The 24245-nt window shown below is 67.4% G+C and carries 18 protein-coding genes; 15 read left to right on the top strand and 3 right to left on the bottom strand.

Going from position 1 to position 24245, the window contains the following annotated elements; translation table 11 throughout:
• Nucleotides 1-54: 54 nt before the first annotated feature.
• Nucleotides 55-1668 (bottom strand): FkbM family methyltransferase, encoded by a 1614-nt coding sequence (locus tag AAG816_RS00635; RefSeq protein WP_341987360.1) that lies wholly within the window; start codon nt 1666-1668, stop codon nt 55-57.
• Nucleotides 1669-2003: 335 nt separating this feature from the next.
• On the opposite strand from AAG816_RS00635, the gene AAG816_RS00630 reads away from it, so the two are divergent.
• Nucleotides 2004-2699 carry an ABC transporter ATP-binding protein gene (locus AAG816_RS00630; RefSeq protein ID WP_341987359.1) on the top strand — a complete coding sequence of 232 codons (696 nt, stop codon included), beginning with the start codon at nt 2004-2006 and terminating at the stop codon, nt 2697-2699.
• Nucleotides 2700-2716: 17 nt separating this feature from the next.
• Here AAG816_RS00630 and AAG816_RS00625 read toward each other — a convergent pair whose 3' ends face one another.
• Complete coding sequence (locus AAG816_RS00625; RefSeq protein WP_341987554.1) at nt 2717-3607, bottom strand: LysR substrate-binding domain-containing protein; 891 nt, start codon at nt 3605-3607, stop codon at nt 2717-2719.
• A gap of 107 nt (nt 3608-3714) precedes the next feature.
• Between AAG816_RS00625 and AAG816_RS00620 the strand changes: the two genes are divergently transcribed.
• The 9 genes from AAG816_RS00620 (at nt 3715) to AAG816_RS00580 (ending at nt 16481) form a co-directional block, all read left to right on the top strand.
• Complete coding sequence (locus tag AAG816_RS00620) at nt 3715-4464, top strand: SDR family NAD(P)-dependent oxidoreductase (protein ID WP_341987358.1); 750 nt, start codon at nt 3715-3717, stop codon at nt 4462-4464.
• Between the two features lie 63 nt (nt 4465-4527).
• Entirely contained in the window at nt 4528-5373 is an 846-nt protein-coding gene (locus tag AAG816_RS00615; protein ID WP_341987357.1) for a transketolase, read from the top strand.
• Complete coding sequence (locus AAG816_RS00610) at nt 5370-6404, top strand: transketolase family protein (RefSeq protein WP_341987356.1); 1035 nt, start codon at nt 5370-5372, stop codon at nt 6402-6404. The genes AAG816_RS00615 and AAG816_RS00610 overlap by 4 nt, the downstream gene beginning before the upstream one ends.
• A gap of 135 nt (nt 6405-6539) precedes the next feature.
• Complete coding sequence (locus AAG816_RS00605; protein ID WP_341987354.1) at nt 6540-7421, top strand: NAD(P)-dependent oxidoreductase; 882 nt, start codon at nt 6540-6542, stop codon at nt 7419-7421.
• 123 nt (nt 7422-7544) lie between these two features.
• Entirely contained in the window at nt 7545-8579 is a 1035-nt protein-coding gene (locus AAG816_RS00600) for a TRAP transporter substrate-binding protein (RefSeq protein WP_341987353.1), read from the top strand.
• 4 nt (nt 8580-8583) lie between these two features.
• The gene (locus AAG816_RS00595) at nt 8584-10467 is read left to right on the top strand and encodes a TRAP transporter large permease subunit (protein ID WP_341987352.1); all 1884 of its coding nucleotides are present in this window, start codon (nt 8584-8586) and stop codon (nt 10465-10467) included.
• A gap of 62 nt (nt 10468-10529) precedes the next feature.
• Nucleotides 10530-12539, top strand: a complete 2010-nt coding sequence (tkt, locus tag AAG816_RS00590) for a transketolase (RefSeq protein WP_341987351.1) — start codon at nt 10530-10532, stop codon at nt 12537-12539.
• Nucleotides 12540-12558: 19 nt separating this feature from the next.
• Nucleotides 12559-13545 (top strand): D-2-hydroxyacid dehydrogenase, encoded by a 987-nt coding sequence (locus AAG816_RS00585; protein ID WP_341987350.1) that lies wholly within the window; start codon nt 12559-12561, stop codon nt 13543-13545.
• Between the two features lie 92 nt (nt 13546-13637).
• On the top strand, nt 13638-16481 hold the full coding sequence (locus tag AAG816_RS00580) for a DUF4114 domain-containing protein (protein ID WP_341987349.1): 2844 nt from the start codon (nt 13638-13640) through the stop codon (nt 16479-16481).
• Nucleotides 16482-16526: 45 nt separating this feature from the next.
• On the opposite strand, the gene AAG816_RS00575 is transcribed toward AAG816_RS00580, so the two are convergent.
• Nucleotides 16527-18110 (bottom strand): Na/Pi symporter, encoded by a 1584-nt coding sequence (locus tag AAG816_RS00575; RefSeq protein WP_341987553.1) that lies wholly within the window; start codon nt 18108-18110, stop codon nt 16527-16529.
• 507 nt (nt 18111-18617) lie between these two features.
• Here AAG816_RS00575 and AAG816_RS00570 point away from each other — a divergent pair.
• The 5 genes from AAG816_RS00570 to AAG816_RS00550 are packed head-to-tail and all read left to right on the top strand — an operon-like array spanning nt 18618 to nt 24243.
• Nucleotides 18618-19538 (top strand): MoxR family ATPase, encoded by a 921-nt coding sequence (locus AAG816_RS00570; protein WP_341987551.1) that lies wholly within the window; start codon nt 18618-18620, stop codon nt 19536-19538.
• Between the two features lie 25 nt (nt 19539-19563).
• Entirely contained in the window at nt 19564-20520 is a 957-nt protein-coding gene (locus AAG816_RS00565) for a DUF58 domain-containing protein (protein WP_341987348.1), read from the top strand.
• Nucleotides 20520-21083, top strand: a complete 564-nt coding sequence (locus tag AAG816_RS00560) for a DUF4381 domain-containing protein (RefSeq protein ID WP_341987346.1) — start codon at nt 20520-20522, stop codon at nt 21081-21083. Before AAG816_RS00565 ends, AAG816_RS00560 begins: the two co-directional genes overlap by 1 nt.
• Nucleotides 21080-22102, top strand: a complete 1023-nt coding sequence (locus AAG816_RS00555) for a VWA domain-containing protein (RefSeq protein WP_341987345.1) — start codon at nt 21080-21082, stop codon at nt 22100-22102. Before AAG816_RS00560 ends, AAG816_RS00555 begins: the two co-directional genes overlap by 4 nt.
• Nucleotides 22099-24243, top strand: a complete 2145-nt coding sequence (locus tag AAG816_RS00550) for a VWA domain-containing protein (protein WP_341987343.1) — start codon at nt 22099-22101, stop codon at nt 24241-24243. Before AAG816_RS00555 ends, AAG816_RS00550 begins: the two co-directional genes overlap by 4 nt.
• Nucleotides 24244-24245: the final 2 nt, after the last annotated feature.

The raw sequence follows: 24245 nt of genomic DNA, 5'->3' as shown, positions 1-24245 counted from the left end.
CCCCTTGGAACCGTGTTCGCTGCACGCGACCGGCGGACGGGGCTCGGATGCCACTCATGAGCCCGATGGCCTCTTGCCGTCGCTCTTCCCCCAGCCGCGCAGGGGCTTGGTGATGCGCCACGACAGGCTGTCCGCGACCCGCCGCAGTATCGCCTCCAGGTGGTCGGCCCGCGCCCCATGCGCCTGGGTCCGTTCCGCCTCCTCGGCCAGACGGACCTGCAGGTCGTGCCGGACTTTCTCAAGCTCCACCACCCGCCGCATCGCCGCCTGGAGCCGTTCCTCCATGCGAGCCAGTGCCGCCTCCAACCCGGCCATCTCGCCCGCCAATTGCGCCGCCGCAGCGGTGGCCTGCCCATGCGCCTCCCGCGACGCCTGGAGCGCGGACAGCGCTTGGGCGTGGGCGACCTGCTCCTGCTCCAAGTGCATTTCGGCGGCTGCCGCCCGCGCAGCCTGCGCCGCCAGTGCCTGCCCCTGCGCGACCGCCTCCCCCTCAAGCTCGCCGACGCGCGCTTCGAGCGCCTGCACCTGGGCCGACCGGCTTTCCAGCGCCGCCTCAAGGCCGGCCTTCTCCTGCTCCAGGACGCCGACGCGCCCTTCGGCCCCCTGCGCACGTGCGACCTGCTCCACCAGCGCGGCTTCTAGCCCAGCCTTCTCCCGGCTCAGTTCAACGATCCTCGCCTCGGCCGCCCTCCCCCTGGCGTCCTCCGCCTGCACCGCTGCCGCAAGCGCGATCTTATCCTGCTCCAGTATGCCGATGCGCTCTTCGGCCCCCTGTGCACGCGAGACCTGCTCCGCCAGCGCGGCTTCAAGCCCGGCCTTTTCTTGGCTCAGTTCGACGATCTTCGCCTCGGCCGCCTGCCCCCTGGCGTCCTCCGCCTGCACCACCGCGGCAAGTCGCGCGCTCTCCTGCTCAAGCACCCGCAGGCGCTCAACCGCGCGCTCCTCGGCCGCTTCGCGGGCTTGCCGCAGGATCGTTTCGTCATGCAAGGCGCAAATGACGAAATCATCAAACACATTGGGCGGGAATTTAAATCGTTCGCGCCGCTCGGCGTGCTCGAATGCCAAATAATACCTGTTCAATCCATCTGCATAAACAAATTCGTAATTCTGAGAGAGAATCAAATGCTCCCATTCATCTGAATCTTCGATCTGCGTCATCGGCTTTGTTGCCTCGACGACGATGATCCAAGGGCGAACGGCTTGCAGGTCCATGCCCTCTAGGACATATCTCGTGCCACCCTCGACATCGATCTTCATGAAATGGACCGGAGCGTCGACATGCTTTTGGCAGATGGTGGCGAGAGTCACTGCCTCCACTTCGGTTTCGATATTCAAATAGCCATTAACCTGGTGACATTCGGCGATATCCTGTTCCGTCGTGGAGATACCGGTTCCTTCAAACTCAAAAAACCGCACCACACCGTCTCGATTCGAGACGACCGCCTTGATATTCAAATCTCGGGGACGGTCCTGGCATAGCTTTTCAAAATATGAGCTTGACGGTTCAATATTGATGCCCCGCCAGCCCAAGTCATAGAACCGCTTGGTGACCGAATGAAATCGGGGGTCATTTGCTCCCACATCGATGTAAAAGCCGCAAGCCACGTCACTCAGACTTCGATGGAGCAGAACGTCTTCAAAATTCTGAGCATAAGAAATCTGCGTCAACCTACGTCCTCCCACCCGGTCCAAGCCCGCGACTTGTCACACCCGTCCCGCATGCAGCAGCGCCAGACTAGCGGATTTTCCGATTGTCGACGCGTTTTCCGTACCGTGACCTTCAAACGTCACAACCATAAGAAGCCCAGGCAGCCCGCGGCGCTGCGTCCGCGACGAACCCGAGGAATCCCAATGCGCCCCGATCCCACGCACACCACGTCCTCTCCAGGCATCCTGGGTCGGGCCGTATGCTCTATTGGCGCGACAATCGCCCATGGCCAAAGGCGCGGCGTCACTGTGCCCCTCACAATCCCCAGTAATTTTCGCCGCGGAGGCCTTGTCTGATGCTGACCATCGAGAACCTTGCCGGCGGCTATGGCGAAGTGAACATCCTCAACGGCATCGACCTGACGCTGGCGGCCGGCGAGATCCTCACCGTGGCCGGCACCAATGGCGCGGGCAAATCCACCCTCGCAAAGGCGGTGGTGGGCCTGTTGCCGCGCGTGACCGGACGGGTCCTGCTGTCCGGCGAGGATATCACCCGCATGCCGGCGGAACGCCGGGCACGGGCCGGCATCGGCTATGTGCCGCAGGTGGCGAATGTGTTTCCCTCACTCTCCATCACCGAGAATCTGGCGGTGGTGGAAGGGGTGAGCGACCAGAAGGCCCGCATCGCCGAATTGCTGGAGATGTTCCCGGCGCTGGCGGAGCGGCGGCGTTCGCGGGCGGGAAGCCTCTCCGGGGGCGAGCGGCAGCAATTGGCGTTCGCGCGGGCCCTGATGACCCGCCCCACGGTGATCGTGCTGGACGAGCCCACCGCCGCCCTCTCTCCCGCCATGGTCGGGGAGAGCTTCGCCCGCATCGCCGCGCTGGCGAAGACCGGCACGGCGGTGCTGCTGATCGAACAGCGGGCGCGGCAGGCGCTGGCGATCTCGGCGCGGGGCGCCATCCTCGACGGCGGCAAGGTGGCCTTGAGCGGCGAGGCCGGCCCCTTGCTGGCGGATGAGCGGGCGGCCAAGCTCTATCTCGGCCAGGCCTGAACGCGAGCGCAGCGTGCTCAGGGCTTGGGCGGTTCCAGCCCCAGTTCCTGTGCCAGCCAGTCGGAAAACATGCGCACCGCCCGCCGGGGCTTGGCCTTGGGCGGGAACACCAGGAAGTGGCCCACATAGCTGACATCGCGGGCGATGCCGGCCAGCGGCGCCACCAGGCGGCCATCGGCCAGTTCGCGCTCGGCAAGGCGGGTGGATTCCAGCGTCACCCCCAGCCCGTCCACCGCAGCGGCAATGGCCATGAAGCTGCGGTCGAACCTGCTGCCGCGCGGGCTCGGCGGGCTGAGGCCATTGGCCAGGAACCAGGCATTCCAGCGCACCCGCTTGTGCTCGCTCTCGATCAGGTCCTGGTCCAGCAGGTCATCGGGCGCGCGGATGCTGGCCGCCAGTTCCGGCGAGCAGAGCGGGCGCACGGTCTCCTCGCCCAAAGGCAGCACGCTCAGGCCCTCCTGGTGCGGTGGGCCGTAGCAGATGTCCGCATCAAATTCATCAGTATGGAAGCGCGGATAGTCGGTGCTGGCGGACAGCCGCACCGTGAGGCCCGGCTGCTCGGCGATCAGCCGGCGCAGGCGCGGCATCAGCCACTGCGCCGCCATCGAGGGCGCACAGTGCAGGCGCAACACATTGCCCGAGCGCGCCCCCACCATCTCCAGCCCGTGCCGCACCTCGTCAAAGGCGCTGGAGACGCGCCGGTACAAGGCTTCGCCGCCGGGATTGAGCCGCACGGTGCGGCCCTCGCGCTCGAACAGCGCCACCCCGATCAGATCCTCCAATTTGCGGATGGCATGGCTGACCGCACTGGGGGAAATGCCCAGTTCCTCCCCGGCGCTGCGGAAGGAGCCGGTGCGGGCGGCGGCCTCGAAGGCCCGCAGATTGCCGAGGGGAAGAGTTTTCATCACCCAATAGATGAACACGATTCATCGATACGAGCAATTTTTGCGTTTTTCCTCTGCGCTCCGGCGCACCAATATGCCGGCAATCAAAAAGCATATCGGGAGGATGAGACGTGCTGCTTCAAGGCAAGATCGCCGTGATTTCGGGCGCCGCGGGACCGCGCGGCATTGGCTTTGCCACGGCGAAGACCTTCGCGGCCCAGGGCGCCACCGTGGCCATTCTCGATCTGGACGGCGAAGGCGCCAAGCGCGCGGCGGCGGAACTGGGCGCGGGCCACATCGGCCTGGCCTGCAACGTCACCGACAAGGCCGACTGTGCCCGCGCCATCGGCGACGTGCTCGCCGCCACCGGCAAGATCGACATTCTGATCAACAATGCCGGCATCACCCAGGCCATCAAGGTGTGGGACATCGATCCGGAAAGCTGGGACCGCATCCAGGACGTGAATTTGCGCGGCGTGCTCTATCTCTCGCAGGCGGTGATGCCGCACATGCGCGAGCGCAAGGCCGGCGCCATCGCCTGCATGTCGTCGGTCTCCGCCCAGCGCGGCGGTGGCATTCTCGGCGGCGCGCATTATTCCGCCGCCAAGGCCGGTGTGCTGGGGCTGGCCAAGGCCATGGCCCGCGAACTGGGCAATGATGGCATCCGGGTCAACTGCGTCACCCCCGGCCTGATCCAGACCGACATCAATGCCGGCAAGATCTCCGACGAGAACCGCGTGAAGATTCTCGAGAACATCCCGCTCAATCGCTTGGGCGTGCCGCAGGACGTGGCGAACATCTTCCTGTTCCTCGCCTCGGACCTCTCCGCTTATGTCACCGGCGCGGTGATCGACGTCAATGGCGGCATGCTGATCCACTGATCAGGCGCCGGATGTGGCCCGCGCGGCCGTCCGCGCGGGCCCCCTCTCAACGGGATCGAACCGATGACTTCTGCCTCCCTCGGGCATAATCGGCAATTGGCCGAGAAAGCCCATGACATCCGCAAGACCGCGCTGGAGATGGGCAAGGTCCAGGGCCAGGGCTATATCGCCCAGGCGCTGGACGTGGCCGACATTCTGGCGGTGGCTTATTTCCACGCCATGACCTATCGCCCGGAAGATCCCGAATGGGAGGGGCGCGACCGTTTCTATCTCTCCATCGGCCATTATGCGATCGCGCTCTATGCGGTGCTGATCGAGGCCGGCGTGGTGCCGCGCGAGGAACTGGAGACCTATGGCGGCGATGACAGCCGCCTGCCCATGTCGGGCATGGCCGCCTATACGCCGGGCATGGAGATCACCGGCGGCTCGCTGGGCCAGGGCCTGCCCATCGCCATCGGTGCCTGCCTCGGCCTGAAGCGCAAGGGCTCGAAATCGTTCGTCTACAATTTGTTGTCCGACGGCGAACTGGGCGAAGGCTCCACCTGGGAGGCGGCGCTGTCCGGCGCCCATTGGAAGCTGGACAATCTCATCGCCATTGTGGACGTGAACAACCAGCAGGCGGACGGCCCGTCCTCGCAGGTCTTGTCCTGCGAGCCTTTGCTGGACAAATGGAACGCCTTCGGCTGGTTCAGCCAGCGGGTGAACGGCAATGATCTGGACGCTCTCGTGAAGGCGTTCGATGCCGCCCGCGCCCATCCCGGCCCGCAGCCCCGCGTCATCATCTGCGACACGCTGATGGGCAAGGGCGTGTCCTTCCTGGAAGCGCGCGAGAAGAACCATTTCATCCGGGTCGATGCCGACGAATGGGACACGGCCATGACCGTCCTCGATGCGGAGTTCGCGTCATGAGCAGCAAGAAAGCCTTCGCCGCCCCGCTCGCCAAGGGGGAGGCCGGCAAGCCGCGCCTCACCACCTCGGCGATGATCGCCTCCATCGCCTCCGAGGGCCAGCGCACCAAGGCGGCCCCGTTCGGCCATGCGCTGGCGGAACTGGCGCGCAGCCGGCCGGAAATCGTCGGCCTCACGGCAGATCTGGGCAAATACACTGATCTGCACATCTTCGGACAGGCCCATCCGGAGCGCTATTACCAGATGGGCATGGCTGAGCAACTGCTCATGTCCGCCGCCGCCGGCATGGCACGGGAAGGCTGCATTCCGTTCGCCACCACCTATGCGGTGTTCGCGGCGCGCCGGGCCTATGACTTCATCTGCATGGCCATTGCGGAAGAAAATCTCCCGGTGAAGATCGTCTGCGCCTTGCCCGGCCTCACCACCGGCTATGGCCCCAGCCATCAGGCGACCGACGATCTCGCCATCTTCCGGGCGATGCCGAACCTCACCATCATCGATCCCTGCGATGCGCTGGACATCGAGCAGGCCGTGCCGGCCATCGTGGAGCATAACGGCCCGGTCTATATGCGCTTGCTGCGCGGCAATGTGCCGATGGTGCTGGACGAATATGACTATCGCTTCCAGCTCGGCAAGGCGGCCCTGTTGCGCGATGGCGCCGACGTGCTGTTCATCTCCACCGGCTTCATGACCATGCGGGCGCTGGAGGCGGCGGACGCCTTGCGCGCCGACAGGATCGAGGCCGGCGTGCTGCATGTGCCCACCCTCAAGCCCCTGGATGAGACCGCCATTCTGGCTGCCTGCGCCAAGCCGGGGCGCATGGTGGTGATCGCGGAAAACCACTCGGTGGTCGGCGGCCTCGGCGAAGCGGTGGCCGGCGTGCTCATGCGCAATGGCGTGCATCCGCCCTTCCGCCATGTGGGCCTGCCCGATGCCTTCCTGGATGCGGGCGCCCTGCCCACGCTGCACGATCGCTACGGCATCTCCACCACGACCGTCACGGCGCGCGTGAAGGACTGGCTGGCGCGCTGATTTCTGCGCCGACCCCGCCCGTTACGGGCCATGCCATCACCGGTCCGCGCGCGGCACAGCGCGCGGGTCTCAAGGCCGAGATCGCCCGACAGAGGCGGCCGGCCGGAAGGGTCCTGAGGACCTGCGGGAGGAAGAATGACCACCATCGGCTTCATCGGCCTCGGCGCCATGGGTCTGCCCATGGCCCAGAACCTTGTGGCGCGCGGCTTTTCCGTCCGCGGCTTCGATTTACGCCCCGCCGCCCGCGCCGCTCTGGCAACAGCCGGCGGCAGCGACGCTCCTTCGGCGGCGGAGGCCACCCACGGCGCCGATGCCGCCGTGCTCATGGTGGTGGATGCCGCCCAGGCGGAGCAGATCCTGTTCACCGATGGCGCCCTCGCCGCCCTCGCACCCGGCGCCATGGTGCTGCTGATGGCCACCTGCCCGCCCGCCGCGGTGGCGGCAATTGCCGCGCGGGTGGTGGCGGCGGGGTTCGGCTTCATGGATGCGCCGGTGTCCGGCGGCGTGGTGGGCGCCACCGCCGCCAGCCTCACCATCATGGCCGCGGCGCCCATGGAGACCTTCGCCACCGCCAGGCCGATCCTCGACGCCATGGGCGGCAAGGTGGTGCATGTGGGCGAAGCGCCCGGCCAGGGCGCCACCGCCAAGGCGGTGAACCAGTTGCTCTGCGGCGCCCATCTGGCGGTGGCCGCCGAGGCGCTGTCGCTGGCGGAGCGCCTCGGCGTGGATATGCACGTCATGCTGGACATCGTCGGTGGGTCCGCCGCGTCCAGCTGGATGCTGGGCGATCGCGGCCCGCGCATGCTGGAGGAGACACCCGCGGTCACCAGCGCGGTGGACATCTTCGTCAAGGACTTGGGCATCGTGCTGGAGGCCGGGCGCGGCGCCAAGACGGCGCTTCCCCTAGCGGCGCTGGCTCACCAGCTTTTTCTCTCCGTCTCCGGCCGCGGCCTCGGCGCCGCCGACGACAGCCAGGTGATCCGCGCCTATCGCAACCTGCAAGGGCACGGCGGCTAGCCGGGTCGCGGGCTTCAATTATCTCGTTTCAGTCGCCAGCCCAAACGCCAGCCAAGCCGCACAAGCGGCACTCAACAACCAGAAACGCCGCACAAGCGGCATCCAAAAGCCAGGGAGTGACCCATGACCCAGACGCCAAAAATCCCCGCCGCAGGCCTCACCCGCCGCCATCTGCTCGCCGCCGCCGCCGCGGTGCCCATGGCCGGCCTCCTGACCCGCCGCGCCCAGGCGGCGGAATTCAATTACAAGCTGGCCACCGGGCAAGACCCCACCCACCCGGTGAACATCCGCGCCCAGGAGGCGGCGGATCGCATCCGCGAGGCCACCAAGGGCCGCATGGACATCAAGATCTTCCCGGCCAATCAGCTCGGCTCGGATACCGATCTGCTGGCGCAGGTGCGCAGCGGCGGCGTGGAGTTCTTCAACCTCTCCACCTCCATCCTGGCAACGCTGGTGCCCGTGGCCGGCATCGTCAACACCGGCTTCGCCTTCCCTGACTATGCCACCGTCTGGAAGGCCATGGACGGGCAACTGGGCACCTATATCCGCGACCAGATCGGCAAGGCCGGGCTCGTGGCGCCCATGAAGCTGTGGGACAACGGCTTCCGCCAGATCACCTCCTCCACCCGCGAGATCAAGACCCCGGACGACCTGAAGGGCTTCAAGATCCGCGTCCCGCCGGCGCCGATGCTGACCTCGGTGTTCAAGTCGCTGGAGGCCAGCGCCACCCCGATCAATTTCAATGAGTTGTATTCCGCGCTCCAGACCAAGGTGGTGGAGGGCCAGGAAAACCCGCTGGCGATCATCGCCTCCGCCCGCCTCTATGAAGTGCAGAAATACTGCTCCATGACCGGCCATGTGTGGGACGGCTATGTGATGCTCGGCAATCGCCGCTCCTGGGCCGCTTTGCCGGAAGACGTGCGCGCCGTGGTCATTCGCGAGTTCGACGCCTCCGGCCTGTCCGAGCGTGCCGATATCGCGGCGCTGAGCCAGTCCCTGCGCCAGGATCTCACCGCCAAGGGCGTCACCTTCCTGGATGTGAACCGCGAACTGTTCCGCGCCGCTCTGGCCAAGACCAGCTTCTATGGCGACTGGCGCGTGAAGTATGGCGACGAAGCCTGGGGCCTGCTGGAAGCCGCCGTCGGCAAGCTCGGGTGAGGCCATGGCACACGCGATCCTCGAGCCGGCAACGGCAGACACGGGCGCCGGTGCCGCCTGGCGCCGGGGCGTCCTCAAGGTGGAGCGGGGCCTGATCCGGCTGGTGGAGGTGCCCGCAGCCTTGCTGGTGCTGGCGGAGGTGGTCATCCTCTTCGTCGGCGTGGTGATGCGCTATTTCCTGCATCTGCCCATCGTCTGGTCCGATGAACTGGCCTCCGTGCTGTTCATCTGGCTGGCCATGCTGGGCTCGGTGATCGCGTTCCAGCGCGGCGACCATATGCGCATGACCGCATTGGTCGGCGCCGTGCCGCCGCACTGGCGCTCCGTGCTCGAAACGCTGGCGGTGGCCGCGCCGCTGATCTTCCTGGCGGCGGTGTTCCATCCCAGCGTTGAATATGCCGAGGACGAGATGTTCGTGACCCTGCCGGGTCTCGATGTCCCCAACACCTGGAAGGCGGCGGCCCTGCCCGTGGGCCTCGGCCTCATGGGCCTGATGGGCGTGCTCAAGCTGCTGCGCACGCCCTCGCTGGTGCGCGTCGCCGGCGTCGCGCTGGCGCTGGCGGCCATGGTGGCGCTGGGCTATCTGGCCGCCCCCTGGCTGAAGACCATCGGCAACTACAATCTGGTGATCTTCTTCGTGGGGCTGGTGGCGGCGGCGGTGTTTGCCGGCGTGCCCATCGCCTTCTCCTTCGGGCTGGCGACGGTGGCCTATCTCACCTTCACCACCTCGGCGCCTTTGGTGGTGGTGGTGGGCCGCATGGATGAAGGCATGAGCCATCTCATCCTGCTCTCCGTGCCGCTGTTCGTGTTCCTCGGCATGTTGATCGAGATGACTGGCATGGCGCGGGCCATGGTGGGCTTCCTCGCCAGCCTGCTGGGTCATGTGCGCGGCGGCCTGTCCTATGTGCTCATCGGCGCCATGTATCTGGTCTCGGGCATTTCCGGCTCCAAGGCGGCGGACATGGCGGCGGTGTGCCCGGTGCTGTTTCCGGAAATGATCAAGCGCGGCGCCAAGCCCGGCGATCTGGTGGCGCTTCTGGCCGCCACCGGGGCGCAGACCGAGACCATCCCGCCCTCGCTGGTGCTCATCACCATCGGCTCGGTGACGGGCGTGTCCATCGCCGCCCTGTTCACCGGCGGCATGCTGCCGGGCCTGGTGCTGGGTCTCGCCTTGTGCCTGCTGGTGCGCTGGCGCTATCGCAATGAGGATCTGTCCGGCGTCACCAAGGCGACGTTGCGGCAGATCATGATGGCGCTGCTGATCGCCGCCCCCGCCGTGGCGCTGCCGTTCGTGATCCGTGGCGCGGTGATGGAGGGGGTCGCCACCGCCACCGAGGTCTCCACCATCGGCATCATCTATTCGGTGGCGGTGGGCCTGCTGATCTATCGCCAGTTCGACTGGAGCCGGATCATCCCCATGCTCACCGATACGGCGGCGCTGTCCGGGGCGATCCTGCTGATCATCGGCGCAGCAACCGGCATGGCCTGGGCGCTCACCCAATCCGGCTTCTCGCAGGAACTGGCGCGGGTGATGGCCGGGCTTCCCGGCGGCGCGGCCACCTTCATGGTGGTGTCCATCATCGCCTTCATCATCCTAGGCTCGGTGCTGGAAGGCATTCCCTCCATCGTGCTGTTCGGACCGCTGCTGTTCCCCATCGCCCGCAGCGTGGGCATCCATGAGGTGCACTATGCCATGGTGGTGATCCTGGCCATGGGCGTCGGCCTGTTCGCGCCGCCGTTCGGCGTCGGCTATTACTGCGCCACCGCCATCGGCGGCGTCAGCCCGGACGAAGGCATGAAGCCCATCGTCGGCTACATGGCCGCCCTGCTGATCGGCCTGGCTTTGGTGGCCGCCATTCCCTGGATCTCCATCGGCTTCCTCTCCTGAGGCCGACCTCCCTTTGAACCAAAGCCCGCGCCCTCCGGCGCGGGCCAATGAGGACGCTTGTCATGTCGATGCTGCACCCCCACCCTCCGGCGGCGGCCGGCGTCACCTCCCGCCAGATGGCCGATGCCATCCGCTTCCTGGCGCTGGACGCCATCGAGCGCGCCGGCGACGGCCACCCCGGCGCACCCTTGGGCGGCGCGGAAGTGGCGACCGCCTTGTTCACCCGCCACCTGAAGTGTAACCCCGCCGACCCGCTGTGGGCCGACCGCGACCGCTTCGTGCTGTCCAATGGCCACGGCTCCATGCTGCTCTATGCGCTGGGCCATCTCTCCGGTTATGCGGGCCTGCCGATGGAGCAGATCCGCCGTTTCCGTGACTTGGGTTCGCACACCCACGGCCATCCCGAGCGCAATCCGGAGCTGGGCATCGAGGTCACCACCGGGCCACTCGGCCAGGGCATCGCCAATGCGGTGGGCATGGCGGTGGCGGAAGCCTGGTTGTCGGCCACCTTCGGCGCCGACATCGTCGATCACCGCACCTATGCTCTGGTGGGCGACGGCTGCCTGATGGAAGGCATCGGCCATGAGGTGATCTCGCTGGCCGGTCACCTCAAGCTCGGCAAGCTGTGCTTTCTGTGGGACGACAACCGGATGACCGATGACGGGGTCACCGATTTCTCCATCTCGGAAGACGTGCGCGCCCGCTTCCGCATCGCCGGCTGGCAGGTGATCGATGCCGACGGTCATGACGTGGAGGCCGTGGACGCCGCCTTGATCCTGGCGCGATCGGATCCGCGCCCCACCATGATCGCCTGCACCACCACCATCGGCAAAGGCCTGCCCCGGCTGGAAGGCCAGCGCGGCGCCCATGGTGGGCGGGTGTTCGCCCAGGATCTGCTGGAAGCCCGCGCCGCCGCCGGCTGGACCGCCGGCCCGTTCGAGGTGCCGCAGCCGGTGGCGGAGGCTTGGCGCGCGAGCGTCGAGGGCCGCAACCTGCCGGTCTATACCGCGTGGCAAGCCCGTCTCGCCGCCTTGCCGCAAGCGCAGCGGGCGCTGTTCGAGCGCCTCATGCGCGGCGAACTGCCGGACGGCTGGGTGGACACCTTGCGCGCCCATGCCCGCGCGCTGGCAGCCGGTGCTCCGGCGCAATCCTCCAATCAGGCCACCGCCGATATCGTCGACCTGCTGGCCGGCGTCATCCCGGAGCTGTTCCCCGGCGCGCCGGACCTGGAAGGCCCCACCAATTGCAAGCGCGTGCTCAGCGCCTTCACCGCCGACGACCCCGGTGGGCGCTATCTGCACTATGGCATTCGCGAGCATGCCATGGGGGCGATGATGAACGGCATGGTGGCCCATGGCGGCCTGCTGCCGCTGGGCGCCACCTATCTGGTGTTCTCCGATTACATGCGCCCCGCGTTGCGCATGTCCGCGCTCATGGACCTGCCGGTGATCACCATCTACAGCCACGACAGCATCGGCATCGGCAAGAACGGCCCCACCCACCAGCCGGTGGAGTTCCTGGCGTCTCTCCGCGCCATGCCGAACATGGCGGTGTTCCGCCCCGCCGATGCGGTGGAAACGGCGGAATGCTGGGAGGCGGCGTTGCAGCGCCGCCACGGCCCCTCCTCCATGATCTGCTCGCGCCAAGCCTTGCCGCCGCTCCGCACCGAGGCGAGCGAGAATCGCAGCGCGCGCGGCGCCTATGTGCTGGCGGAGTCGGAAGGCAGCGCCCGCCGCGTGACCTTGCTGGCCACCGGCTCGGAAGTGGCGATCGCCCTGGCGGCGCGGGACAAGCTCCAGGCGGAAGGCGTGCCGACCGCCGTGGTGTCCATGCCCTGCTGGGAGCTGTTCGAGACCCAGGATGCCGCCTATCGCGCGGCGGTGCTCGGCAAAGGAACCGTGCGGGTAGCCGTGGAGGCGGCGGTGAAGCTGGGCTGGGAGCGCTGGATCGGCGAAGATGGCGGTTTCATCGGCATGAGCGGCTTCGGCGCCTCCGGTCCCGGCGACGAACTGTTCGCGCATTTCGGCATCACGGCCGAAGCTGTGGTCGCAGCCGCGCGCGACCAGCTGTGACCGAGCCGCGTTGAGGGAGATGACCATGGCACACCCGGATCACCACATCGTCTTCCTTGACCGCGCCACGCTGGCGCCCGAAATCGTCCTGCGGCGCCCGGCCTTCGCCCATGGCTGGACCGAGCATGCCCAGACCGCCGCCCATGAGGCGGTGGAGCGGGCGCGCGATGCCACCATCCTGATCCTCAACAAGGTGTCCTTGACGGCCGATGCGATCGCGCACTTGCCGAACCTCAAGCTGGTGGCGGTGGCCGCCACTGGCACCGACTGCGTGGATAAAGGGGCGTGTGAGGACGCGGGCATCGCGGTCTGCAATGTGCGCGGCTATGCGGGCGCCACCGTTCCCGAACATACATTCGCTTTGATTCTGGCACTCTCGCGCTCACTCATCCCCTATCGCGCCGACGTGCTGGCAGGCGAATGGCAGAAGGCCGGCCAGTTCTGCTTCTTCACCCACCCCATCGGGGATCTCGCCGGCCGGCGGCTGGGCATCTTCGGCTCCGGCGACCTCGGCCGGCAGGTGGCGGCCCTGGGCCGGGCATTCGGCATGGATGTGGTGTTCTCGGACCGCAAGGGCGCAGTACAGGCCCGCGCCGGCACCATGCCGTTCGCGCAAGTGATCGAAACCGCCGACGTGCTCACCCTGCATTGCCCTTTGACCGAGGACACCCGCGGCCTCATCGCCGCCCCGGAATTCGCCCGCATGCACCGCAAGCCGCTCCTCATCAACACCGCCCGCGGCGGGCTGGTGGATGAAGAAGATCTGGAGCGCGCCCTCGCTTCCGGGCAGGTCTCGGGGGCCGGCTTCGACGTCACCTTGCCGGAGCCGCCGCCGCTGGACAGCCCATTGATGCGCATCGCCACGCGGCCCAATGTCATCGTCACGCCCCACACCGCCTGGGCCTCTCGCGAGGCCCAGCAGGCCTTGGCGGACCAGCTCATCGGCACGATCGAGGCGTTCGCGGCCGGGCAGCGGGCCCAGCTTCTGGTCCAGGGCCGGCGTTAGGATCGGCGCCTTTAATTGCACCATTATACCGTTGTGTGCCGCTCCATTTTCGCGCACTCTGGCCGGGCTGGCATGGGTGTGGGGCTTAGGGCATGGCGGTCCAGACCATTGCGAACTCGTCGTTCCTGGATTTTTCCGGCTACCGGCAGACGACGGCCACCACGGTGGAGGCGGCCTATGGCATCGACCCGTCCTCCATCGGCACCGCCCATCTCAATGTCGCGCTGGTTCTGGCCCGCGCCAATGATCCCACCGCATTGCTCAACAGCGACTGGGCGACCCGCCAGCAGACCCTCGCCACGCTGAATGCCAACGGCACCTTGTGGTCCACCTATGGGGCCGACCAACTGCAATACAACAGCGTGGTCAGCGCGCTGACCACCATGGGCATCCCCGTCCTGGGCGATGCGGCAGGCAGCGACGGCTACATCTCCTCGGCCGCCTCGCGCACCATCTGGGTCAGCCTCGACTCCAGTCACTTCCAGACGTTGTTCCAGACCGCTCTGGTCGGCGGCACCTATGGCAATAATTATTCGCTGCAGTATTGGAACGGCAACCTGTCCCTGCCCACGGAATGGAATGTGGTGGGCATCGCCCCGGACGAAAGCGCCGTGCCCACTGCCAGCACGCTGTCCGGCAGCGCGACGGCAACCCTGAGTCAAGGTCCGCAAAGCCCGGGCAATGCCGCAAGCCAGACCGCCGCCTATTTTCCCGGCCAGATCGCCAGCACCGCCTACAACTTTCCTCTGGCGGGAACGAGCGTGGCGACGGGAACCGTCGGCCTGCTGGAGCCGGGCATTGGCGATGCCATGCCGGACAAAACCACCATCACCTTCCAGCAAGGCATGGACAATTACCGCGCCACCGCCGGCCTCACCACAAGCGGCACCTATTACAGCGTCACCAACAACGGACAATCCTACAGCTCCGGGAATGGGCTCGAGCGGTCGCTGGATGCGGGCGTCATCGCCTCGGCCGCGCCTCAGAGCACCATCGGGCTCTACACCGGCTCGGGAACCCAACACGGCGCGCAATCCAGCACCTACTCGGCCTATCAGGCCGCCTTCTGGGATCTGCTGAACAATCCCGCCGTCATCTCCTCCTCCTGGGGAGACGTGCAGCAATCCACACCTGGTTCGGTGTTCCAGGAAGCCACCTTGGGCCTGTTCGTGGATGCGGCCCTGCGCAACATCACCGCCTTCGCGGCGGTGGGTGACGGCGGCTCCGGCGACCAGATGGCCAACGGCCTGACCAATCTGGCCTATTCCTATTCCAGCGCGCTTGGCATCCTGGTGGGCGGCACCTCGCTCAGCACCAGCGCCACCGCCAGCACCGATGCCACCCTTGCCGCGATCCTGGCTTCGATCGCGGCGGGCGATCTGGGTACCATCTGGCAATTGATCTCCGGAGGACTCACCCAGTTGCCGCAAGCGGGTTCCAGCGCCACGGTCATCGAGACCGCATGGAACCAATATGTCCTGAACGGGTCGGAGCTGAAGCCGGGCTATCTGCCCAACAATACCGGTACGGGCGGCGTCGACCCCACCCAGGCGACGCCCTGGTACCAGACCGCCTTCGGCCTCACCCCCACCACCTCGGACCCCTTGGCCCAGGTCGGTCGCGGTGCGCCCGATGTGGCGGCGCTGGCCGGCGGCAACATGCTCTACATCGTGCCGCCGCCGGGCATGACCACAACCGCAGCTTCCAACTGGAACGACTTCGGCACCAGCGCCGCCTCGCCGCTCTGGGCCGCCCTGTGGGCGCAGATGAACGCCATCTTCAATGACCAGGGCCTGCCGAATCTCGGCTATTCCAACGATCTGCTCTATATCGCCGCCGTGGTGGCGCCGGCGTCGTTCAACGACATCACCATCGGCTCCAACGCCTCGTCTTATACGCTGGGCGGCAGCATCAGCACGCCGGGCGCCAGCGGCGGGGTCACCGCCACCGGCTTCGGCTATTCCGCCGGCGCCGGCTATGATCTGGTGACCGGCCTCGGCACGCCCAATGGCGAGCTTCTGGCGCGAGCCCTCACCGCCATCGCCCACGCCCAGATGTATTTCGACACCCCGCAGGTGCTCGGCCAAAGCGCGTCCGGCACCTGGGTGGCGCCGGTGACGGAGAGCCTGCTGTTCCAGCCCATGCTCACCGGGACCACCCACGTGGACCTGGCGGTGGGGAGTTCAGGATATGGCTATGACGGGCACGCCAGCGGCAGCTTTGCCTGGACCAGCCAGTTGGCCCAGCAGGCGCTGCAATCGGACTTCTCCGCGCAACTGATCACCTTGTTCGATGCGCAATCCCAATCCACGCCCTTGCAGGTGACGGCGCAGGCCGGAGCCGGGCTGCAGGTGAACCTCCATGGCGCCGCCACGACGACGCCGCAGGCGAGTCTGTCATCGCCTTACGGCTTCGTCGACTTCGTCTCGGCCGACAGCAGCGAGGCGGTGCAGGTGGCGCGCACGGTGATGGTGGCGGAAACCGCCGGCGCGGCCAATGACCAGGAGGCGGTGGTGCGCCTGCGTCAGGTGGGCACCTATGATCTGGATGTGCTGTTCTTCAAAGTGGATGACTATTCCGGCACCATCGGCGACCTCGCCCCAGGCCAATCGGGCTACGACGGGGCGGTGCTGGCCCGTGCGTACCAGGCGGCGTCAGGGTCCAGCTGGATCGACGGCCCCGGTTTCGGCGGCTACGCCCAGACCGAGATCGCCCATGTCAACGCCGGCGACCTGATCGCCATGGCGCTGACCACCAATGGCCACACCTATTATGCGTTCACCGCCGCAAACCCGGACGCCGCCACCCATGTCTGGAACTATGGCCTCAACACCTATGGGTGGGAGGACACCTTCGGCGGCGGCGACCGCGACTATAACGATCTGGTGGTGCAGCTGGATTTCACCTCCACCGCCGGCCATGGCTATCTGATCTGAGGCGCGACGAGATGCAGCGGGGGCGATGGATGGTGCGCGGCAACCTCACTTCGCCAGGCTGATGGCGTAGCGGTTAAGCAGCCAGACCACCTGCTCGAACACGTCGGCGGAATTCCACACCGCCTGACGCTGCAAGGTGGTCAAATCGGGCGCGCGCTGCCACAGGTCATCGCGCAACTTTTTCATGAGTGCGGAGCGGTCTGCGGTGATCGCCGCCAGGACCGTGGGCGACATCTCGTCGAAGCTGGCCACCTCATCCGCCACCGCGCGGGTCATGGCATGGGCCGCTTCCGCAAGGGTGGTGGAGAATGTCGCCGCCGCCGACACGCCCTTCAGGCCCTCGAGCCCTTGGGCCAAGGTGCCCAAGGCCTCCTGAAGGCTCTTGAGCACCTGGTTGGCATTCCACATGGCCAAGAGGCGGTCCAGGTCTTCCGGCTGACCCGGCATCTGCAGGCGCTTCTTCAGGAAGGCATTGATGGTCCCGGTCAGTTCGTCACCGGCCTGGCGCAGCACCTTGGGGCTGGCCTTGGCCACGAGGGGCTCCATCTCGTCCACCTCCTCGGACTCGTCGCTGCGCACCTGGCGCAGGAACAGCGGCAGGCGTTGCACCAGGCGCAACTGTTCCTGCTCCACCATGGCGATGGCCGCCGTGGGCTCGATGGCGTCGTTGAACTGAATGTAGCGCGGCTTGCTGAGAGATTCCGCCGGGGTTTCCGGGCTCAGGCGCTCCACCAGCGCGAACAGCGGCGTGCTCAGGGCCGAGGCCACCACCGCCGAGACGATCTGGAACATCCAATGGACGGCGGTCACCTGGAGGGCGGCGTCGCTGGTGATGGACTCCACCAGGGCCTGCACGGTGGGCACCCCGAAAAAGTGCTCTACCATCAGCAGCGGCAGCATCACCGCCACGCCGATCAGTTTGAGCACCAGTTGATAGAGGTTGAGCTGCCGCGCGGTGCCGCTGAGGCCAGCACCCTGAACGATGGCCATGATGCCGGCGCCCAGATTGGCGCCCACCACGATCAGAAACGCCTGGTCGAGGCCGAGAACGCCGCCGCCCACCAGCGCCAGCGCGATCACCGATACCGTCTGCCCCTGGATGACGGCCGCCAGCGCCGTGCCGGCGATGAAGCCCCACAGGTAAAATTCGTTGGCGAACGCCAGCACCGCCCGCAGCGAGACGGAATCGCGCATGGGCACCGAGGCCTGCACCATGAGTTGCACGCCATAAAGCAGCAGCACCAATCCCAAGAGGGCAGCCACGAGATTGCGCCATTTGGCGTTGCGGTCATATCCGAACAGAAACGCCAGCCCGATGAGGCCGATTCCGGTCATGATCACCGCGCCGATGTCCAGCGACACCAGCAGCAGCCGCAAGGTCGAGCCCGCGTAAGACCAAGTGACGATCGGCATGGCGCTGCGCACGGTGGCCGCGCCCGCACTCACCAGCGAGATGACGATGAAGGTCACCGCATTGGTGCTCTGGATCACCGCTCCGGCCGCAATGCCGGTGAGCATCGCCTTCAGGGGATGGCCGGTCGCGCGCGCCACCAACCGGTGAAAGCCGGGCCCTGCCACTTGCTTCATGTTCGCAGTCAGAAACTGCGTCCCGATGAAGACAAAGCCCAATCCGGCGAATAGCCCGATCGCGATATTCAACGCAGCGCCCCCGCGGCTTGTGTGACCAAAGAGGCCGGTCTGCCTCAGGCCGTCTTTATGCGATCCTGTTGCGCTGCACCAGTTGGCGAATGGTCATGACGCGGCACCGGAAGCGCGCGCAGCGCCTCGGAATACCGCGTCGCATCGCCGCGGCGCGCCATAGCACCTCGGCGAAACTACACTTTAAACACGTGCATTTCGCCGTGACAGTCGTTCCGCGGCCGCGGCCTTCCCTGACGCGAGCAGCATCACGCCGCCGCATTTGTCGCTATAAGGCGCATCCACCGTCACACACCTTGCCGCGAGCAGCGAACGGAGATGTTCGGCCCACGCCATCTGTGGGTTATAGAGGCGCTAGGTGGACGACCAATTGGAATGACCTGAGTGATGACTCCGACCCGCGACGCCGCTTTTGCCCAGGTGACACCGCCGGACCATGAGACGCTGCAGCGCGTGTTCGATCGCCTCGCCGCCTACATGAATACCTGCATTCTCGGCCAGCCCGAGTTTGTGGATCTCCTGCTGGTGGCGGTGCTGGCCGACGGCCATCTCCTGGTGGAAGGCGCGCCGGGACTGGCCAAGACCAAGGCCATCAAGGCCCTGGCCAAGGCCATCGACTGCCAGGACCAGCGCATCCAGTTCACCCCGGACCTGCTGCCCTCGGACCTGACCGGCACCGACATCTATCGCCAGGAAACCGGCACCTTCAGCTTTCAGCCCGGACCGGTGTTCCATAATTTCATCCTGGCGGACGAGATCAACCGCGCCCCGGCCAAGGTCCAGGCGGCGCTGCTGGAAGCCATGGCGGAACGTCAGGTCACCGTGGGCAGCACCACCTACAAATTGCCCGACCTGTTCCTGGTGATGGCGACCCAGAACCCCATCGAGCAGGAAGGCACCTATCCGCTGCCCGAAGCCCAGCTGGATCGCTTCCTGCTGCATGTGCGCCTTGACTATCCCGATCTCGCCGCCGAGCGGCAGATCCTGCGGCTGGTGCGCGGCGAGGCCCAGGGCGAAGTGATCGCCTTCGGCCAGAAGATCAGCCAGGCAACCATTTTCGCGGCCCGCCGCGATGCGCTCGCCACCTATATGTCGGAGGCGGTGGAGGAATATATCCTCCAGTTCGTGTTCGCCACCCGTGCACCGGAACTCTATGGCGCGGATCTGGCCGGGGTGGTGGCGTTCGGCGCCAGCCCGCGCGGCACCATCGCGCTGGATCGCTGCGCCCGCGCCCATGCCTGGCTACGGGGCCGCGACTATGTGGTGCCGGAGGATGTGCAGGCCATCGCCAAGTCCGCTTTGCGCCATCGCATCCTGATGACGTTCGAGGCCCAGGCGGACGGCATGAACGCGGATACCTTCATCGACACCCTGCTGGCCCGCGTGCCGGTGGCGTGAACGGGCGCCCGCACGGATGCCCCCGATGACCGACTTCTCCGGTGCCGCCTTCTACGGGCTGGTGGCGCGGCTTGACGAACTGATCGCCACCCGCCCCGGCGGCGCGGACGGCTTTTCGCCCTCCGCGCGGGTGCGCACGCATCAGAACGGCGGCTATCGCTCGGCCTTTCGCGGCCGCGGCATGGAGTTTGACGAGGTCCGTGCCTACCAACCGGGCGACGACATCCGCACCATCGACTGGCGGGTGACGGCCCGCACCGGCCGTACCCATACCAAGCTGTTCCAGGAGGAACGCGAGCGCCCGGTGCTGATCCTGCTGGATGCCCGCACCTTCATGCGCTTTGGGACCCGCGACACCTTCAAGTCGGTTCTGGCGGCTAAGGCCGCGGCGGTTCTCACCTGGGTGTCCATGGAAGGCGGCGACCGTGTGGGGGGCGCCGTGGTCATGCCCTCGGGCATTGTCTCCCATCGCCCCCAGCGCAGCCGGGGGCGGATCCTCGGCTTCGTCAAGGCCATGGCCGAAGCCACCCAGAACGGCTTCGGCGCGCCGCCGCCGCGCCTGGAACCCACCCTCGCGGAAGCCATCGGCCGCCTGCGCCAGGGGTCGCGGCCGGGAACGCTGGTGTTCCTGGTGAGCGATTTCCACGATTTCGATGCCGCCGCCGCCCGCGAGCTGAACCGCCTGTCATTGCAATGCCAGGTCACGAACGTGTTCGTGTTCGATGCCCTTGAGGCCGCTACGCCTCGCGGCGGGCACTATCCGGTCAGCGACGGCGAGGCGATCAGCAGCCTGAATGCGGACAGTGCTGCCGTGCGCGCCGCCTATGCCCAGCGCTTCGCCGCCCGGCGGGATGCGGTGGAAGCCCTCTCCCGCCAGCGCGGCATGGCCTTCATTCCGCTCCAGACTGGGGACGACCCCGCCATCCTCTTGCACCCCGAGCGGATGCAGCGGACGCGCAGCGGCGTGCGGGGGGCGGCCTGATGCCCGAGATCAAAACCCCGCCCGCCGCCGCGCCGGCCCCCTGGCTCAACGCCCCGCCCATCGACCCGCAGGCCGCCCCCTCCACCGAGCCGCCCGCCGATCCTTTGGCGGAGCTGCGCGATATTCATCTGCCGCCAGAGGTGTCGTTCTGGCCTCCAGCCCCGGGCTGGTGGATCGTCGCCGGGCTGGTGGTGCTGGCGCTGCTGGGCCTGGCCTATCTGGAATGGCGCCGACGACAGACCCTGTCCTATCGCGCCGTGAAGGCCTTGGAAGCCATCGGGCAGGACCATGCGCGCTATCCCGATTCCCGCGCCGTGGCGGCGGAAGCCGCCGTTCTAATCCGGCGCGTCGTGCTCAGCCGCCCGGGGCGAGCCGAAGTGGCGGCCCTGACCGGAGAGGCCTGGCAGGGCTATCTCGCCAAAGGCAAGGCCGGCGTGCCGGCGGACATCCGCGCCTTCCTGGCCAAGGCGCCCTATCTGCCGCCCCAGGCCCCGGCCTCGGCAAACGTGGACCGCACCGCTTTGGTGGCGTCGCTGCGACGCTGGATCAAGGCCAACGCATGATCCAGTTCCAATGGCTCTGGGCGCTGGCCCTCCTCCCCCTTCCCCTGCTGGTGCGCTGGTTGGTGCCTGCCGCCCCGCGCACCCGCGCCGGGGCATTGCGGGTTCCGTTCTTCGCGGAGATCGGCAAGGCTGGACTTGCCTCGGCAAAACCACCGCGCCGCATCTGGACCCTGGCGGCCATGGGCCTGATCTGGCTGCTATTGGTGGCCGCCGCCGCCCGCCCTGCCTATGTGGGCGCACCGGTGCCGGTGCCGGTGGAAGGGCGAGACCTGATGATGGCGGTGGACCTGTCCGGCTCCATGTCCCGGCAGGACCTGACCCATGACGGCGTCCCCACCGATCGCCTGACGGTGGTGAAGGCGGTGGCGGATGACTTCATCGCCCGCCGCACCGGCGACCGGGTGGGGCTGATCCTGTTCAGTTCTCGCGCTTACGTCCAGACGCCGCTGACCTTCGACCGCAAAGTGGTGCGCGAATTGTTGCGTTCCTCCTCCATCGGCCTCACCGGCCAGGAGACCGCCATCGGCGACGCGATCGGGCTGGCGGTGAAAACCCTGCGCAACCGCCCGGCCGATGAGCGGGTGCTGGTGCTGCTCACCGACGGCGCCAACAATTCCGGCGTTCTCGACCCCATCCAGGCGGCGGAGGTGGCGGCGCAAAACCAAGTGAAGATCTACACCATCGGCGTGGGCGCCGATGCCTTCGCCGTCGGGCAGCGTACGGTGAACCCCTCGTTCGATCTGGACGAAGAGGCGTTGGCCAAGATCGCGGAGCTGACCGGCGGGCGCTATTTCCGCGCCCGCGATGCCCAGGGCCTCGCCGCCATTTATGACGATATCGCGCGGATGGAGCCGGTGGCGGGCGATCCCTTGTACCTCAGCCCCACAGTGTCCCTGTTCCAATGGCCGCTGGGGGCGGCGCTGGTGCTCAGCCTCGGGCTGGGCGGCCTCATGCTTCGCCCCGCCGGTGGCCACCGCCGGGCTGCCGCCGCCGCGACAGCGGAGGGAGCACAGCCATGATGCCGTTGCCACCGCCTCTGGCGGACTTCCATTTCCTGCGACCGGAATGGCTCCTGGCCGTAGTGCCGGCACTTCTCCTGGCGGTGCTGGCGTGGCGGCGGATCGGCGCCGGGCGCAACCCCTGGCGCGGACTGGTGGATGCCCATTTGCTGAAACATCTGGCGTTGCAGGAGACCGCGCGGGGCCGCCGCTGGCCGATCTCCGTTTTGCTGCTCGGCTGGATGTTGGCCTGTCTCGCCATGGCCGGTCCCACCTGGCAGAAACTGCCCACCCCGGCCCTGGACCATCTCGACCCGACGGTGATCGTGCTGAGTCTGGCCCAGTCCATGAACGCCCCGGACCAGAACCCCACCCGGCTTCTGGCGGCGCGGCACAAGGTGGACGACATCCTTGCCCGCATGCGCGGCGGTCAGGTGGCGCTGGTGATCTTCGCCGATGCCCCCTTCGTGGCCGCGCCCCTGACCGAGGACGGGCGGGTGATCGCCCAGATGGTGCCGGAACTGGCCACCGACCTGATGCCGGTTCTGGACGACCGGCCGGATCTGGCCATCGCCACGGCGGTGGATCTGCTGCGCAACGCCGGCGCGCGCACCGGGCGCATCGTGCTCATCGGCGACGGAACCGGCGACCGTCCTGGCCGCACCCAGGAGGCCGCCGCGGCGGCGGTGAAGGCGGGCTATACGGTGAGCGCGATCGGCGTCGGCACCCCCGAGAAGACCCCGCTGCTGTCCTATGACGGGGGAACCGTGCGCAATCGCGACGGTACCGTGCGCGCCACCCAGATGGAGGACGAGCGCCTCACCCAGCTGGCGCGCACGGGCCACGGCCGCTTCACCCGCATTGCCGCCGACGACAGCGACCTCGACACCATTTTTGCCAAAGTGCCCGGTGCCTTGGGCACCAGCCAGTTGCAGAACAGCGGCCTGTCCGCCGACCAGTGGCTCGACCGGGGGCCCTGGCTGGTCGTTGCGCTCGCGTTTCTCGCCTCCTTGGCCTTCCGCCGGGGCTGGATCGCCGTGCTGCTTCTGGCGGCGGGCCTGTCCGGTGCGATCGCGCCGCGCACCGCCTCCGCCGCCCCGCCCACGGGCGCCGTCTCCACCGACCCAGCTTCTCAGGATGACGTGTTCGCCCCGCCGCCGCAGGCCTCCGGCGCCGCCGCCGCGCCGAGCACCGGCAGCCGCTGGGACAATCTGTGGCGCACCCCCGACCAGCAGGGGGCCCGCGCCTTTGAAAACGGCGCCTATGACGCCGCCGCGCGCAGCTTCAAGGATCCCGCCTGGCAGGCCAGCAGCCAGTACAAGTCCGGCGACTACGCCACGGCGGCGTCAGGCTTCGAGCGGCAGCCCGGTGGCGACTACAATCGCGGCAATGCATTGGCCCGCGCCGGCAAGCTGGAAGATGCGCTGAGCGCCTATGACGCTGCCATCGCCGCCAATCCCAATGACGAGGACGCGATCTTCAATCGCGACCTGGTACAGCGGCTGCTGGATGCGCAGAAGCAGCAGGACAAGGACAAAGACAAGGACAAGGACAAGGGTCAGGGTCAGGGCCAGGATCAGGACAAGGATAAGTCCCCCGGATCGGACAAGGGCGACCAGAAGAAGCCCGGCGATGATAAGTCCGGGCAGGACAAGCCGGGTCAGGACAAGCCTGGAAAGGACCAGAAGGACCAAGCGGGCGATCAGGGCCAGAAGCAGCCCGACCCCAAGGGTTCGCCCGCGGACAAGCCGAACAAGCCCGAGCCCAAGAAACCGGAGCCCGCAAAACCGGAGCCCCAGAAGCCCGAGCCGGCCAAGCCGGACCCGGCTGGAAAGCCCAGCCAGCCCGCCAAGCCGGAACCGGGCAAGGACGCGCCGGGCAAGCCCGCGCCGCCGCAGGGCAGCCCGCCGCCACCACCTGCGCCGCCGCCACCGCCACCGCAAACCCCACCGCCGCCTGCCCAGCCGCCGCAGACGCCGCCGCCACGCGCCGATCAGCCGCCGACGGCAGCGGGCGCGCTCGCGCGTCCGCTGGATGCGCAGCAGCAGCAGAATAGCGAGCAGGCCCTGCGCATGGTGCCGGACGACCCCACCGGCCTGTTGCGCGCCCGCATTCGCAGCCACTATCTGGGGGGCATTGTTCCCGTGCAGGGAGTGGACTGAGC

It is taken from the genome of Azorhizobium sp. AG788 (assembly GCF_943371865.1).
Taxonomy (GTDB): domain Bacteria; phylum Pseudomonadota; class Alphaproteobacteria; order Rhizobiales; family Xanthobacteraceae; genus Azorhizobium.
This window is presented reverse-complemented; position numbering and strand designations above follow the sequence as displayed.

What these genes read in the sequence shown, in the direction of transcription:
- AAG816_RS00630 (WP_341987359.1), top strand. Translation starts at nt 2,004, where the DNA reads ATGCTGACCATCGAGAACCTTGCCGGCGGCTATGGCGAAGTGAACATC.
- AAG816_RS00615 (WP_341987357.1), top strand. Translation starts at nt 4,528, where the DNA reads ATGACTTCTGCCTCCCTCGGGCATAATCGGCAATTGGCCGAGAAAGCC.
- AAG816_RS00610 (WP_341987356.1), top strand. Translation starts at nt 5,370, where the DNA reads ATGAGCAGCAAGAAAGCCTTCGCCGCCCCGCTCGCCAAGGGGGAGGCC.
- AAG816_RS00605 (WP_341987354.1), top strand. Translation starts at nt 6,540, where the DNA reads ATGACCACCATCGGCTTCATCGGCCTCGGCGCCATGGGTCTGCCCATG.
- AAG816_RS00600 (WP_341987353.1), top strand. Translation starts at nt 7,545, where the DNA reads ATGACCCAGACGCCAAAAATCCCCGCCGCAGGCCTCACCCGCCGCCAT.
- AAG816_RS00595 (WP_341987352.1), top strand. Translation starts at nt 8,584, where the DNA reads ATGGCACACGCGATCCTCGAGCCGGCAACGGCAGACACGGGCGCCGGT.
- tkt (WP_341987351.1), top strand. Translation starts at nt 10,530, where the DNA reads ATGTCGATGCTGCACCCCCACCCTCCGGCGGCGGCCGGCGTCACCTCC.
- AAG816_RS00585 (WP_341987350.1), top strand. Translation starts at nt 12,559, where the DNA reads ATGACCATGGCACACCCGGATCACCACATCGTCTTCCTTGACCGCGCC.
- AAG816_RS00580 (WP_341987349.1), top strand. Translation starts at nt 13,638, where the DNA reads ATGGCGGTCCAGACCATTGCGAACTCGTCGTTCCTGGATTTTTCCGGC.
- AAG816_RS00570 (WP_341987551.1), top strand. Translation starts at nt 18,618, where the DNA reads ATGAATACCTGCATTCTCGGCCAGCCCGAGTTTGTGGATCTCCTGCTG.
- AAG816_RS00565 (WP_341987348.1), top strand. Translation starts at nt 19,564, where the DNA reads ATGACCGACTTCTCCGGTGCCGCCTTCTACGGGCTGGTGGCGCGGCTT.
- AAG816_RS00560 (WP_341987346.1), top strand. Translation starts at nt 20,520, where the DNA reads ATGCCCGAGATCAAAACCCCGCCCGCCGCCGCGCCGGCCCCCTGGCTC.
- AAG816_RS00555 (WP_341987345.1), top strand. Translation starts at nt 21,080, where the DNA reads ATGATCCAGTTCCAATGGCTCTGGGCGCTGGCCCTCCTCCCCCTTCCC.
- AAG816_RS00550 (WP_341987343.1), top strand. Translation starts at nt 22,099, where the DNA reads ATGATGCCGTTGCCACCGCCTCTGGCGGACTTCCATTTCCTGCGACCG.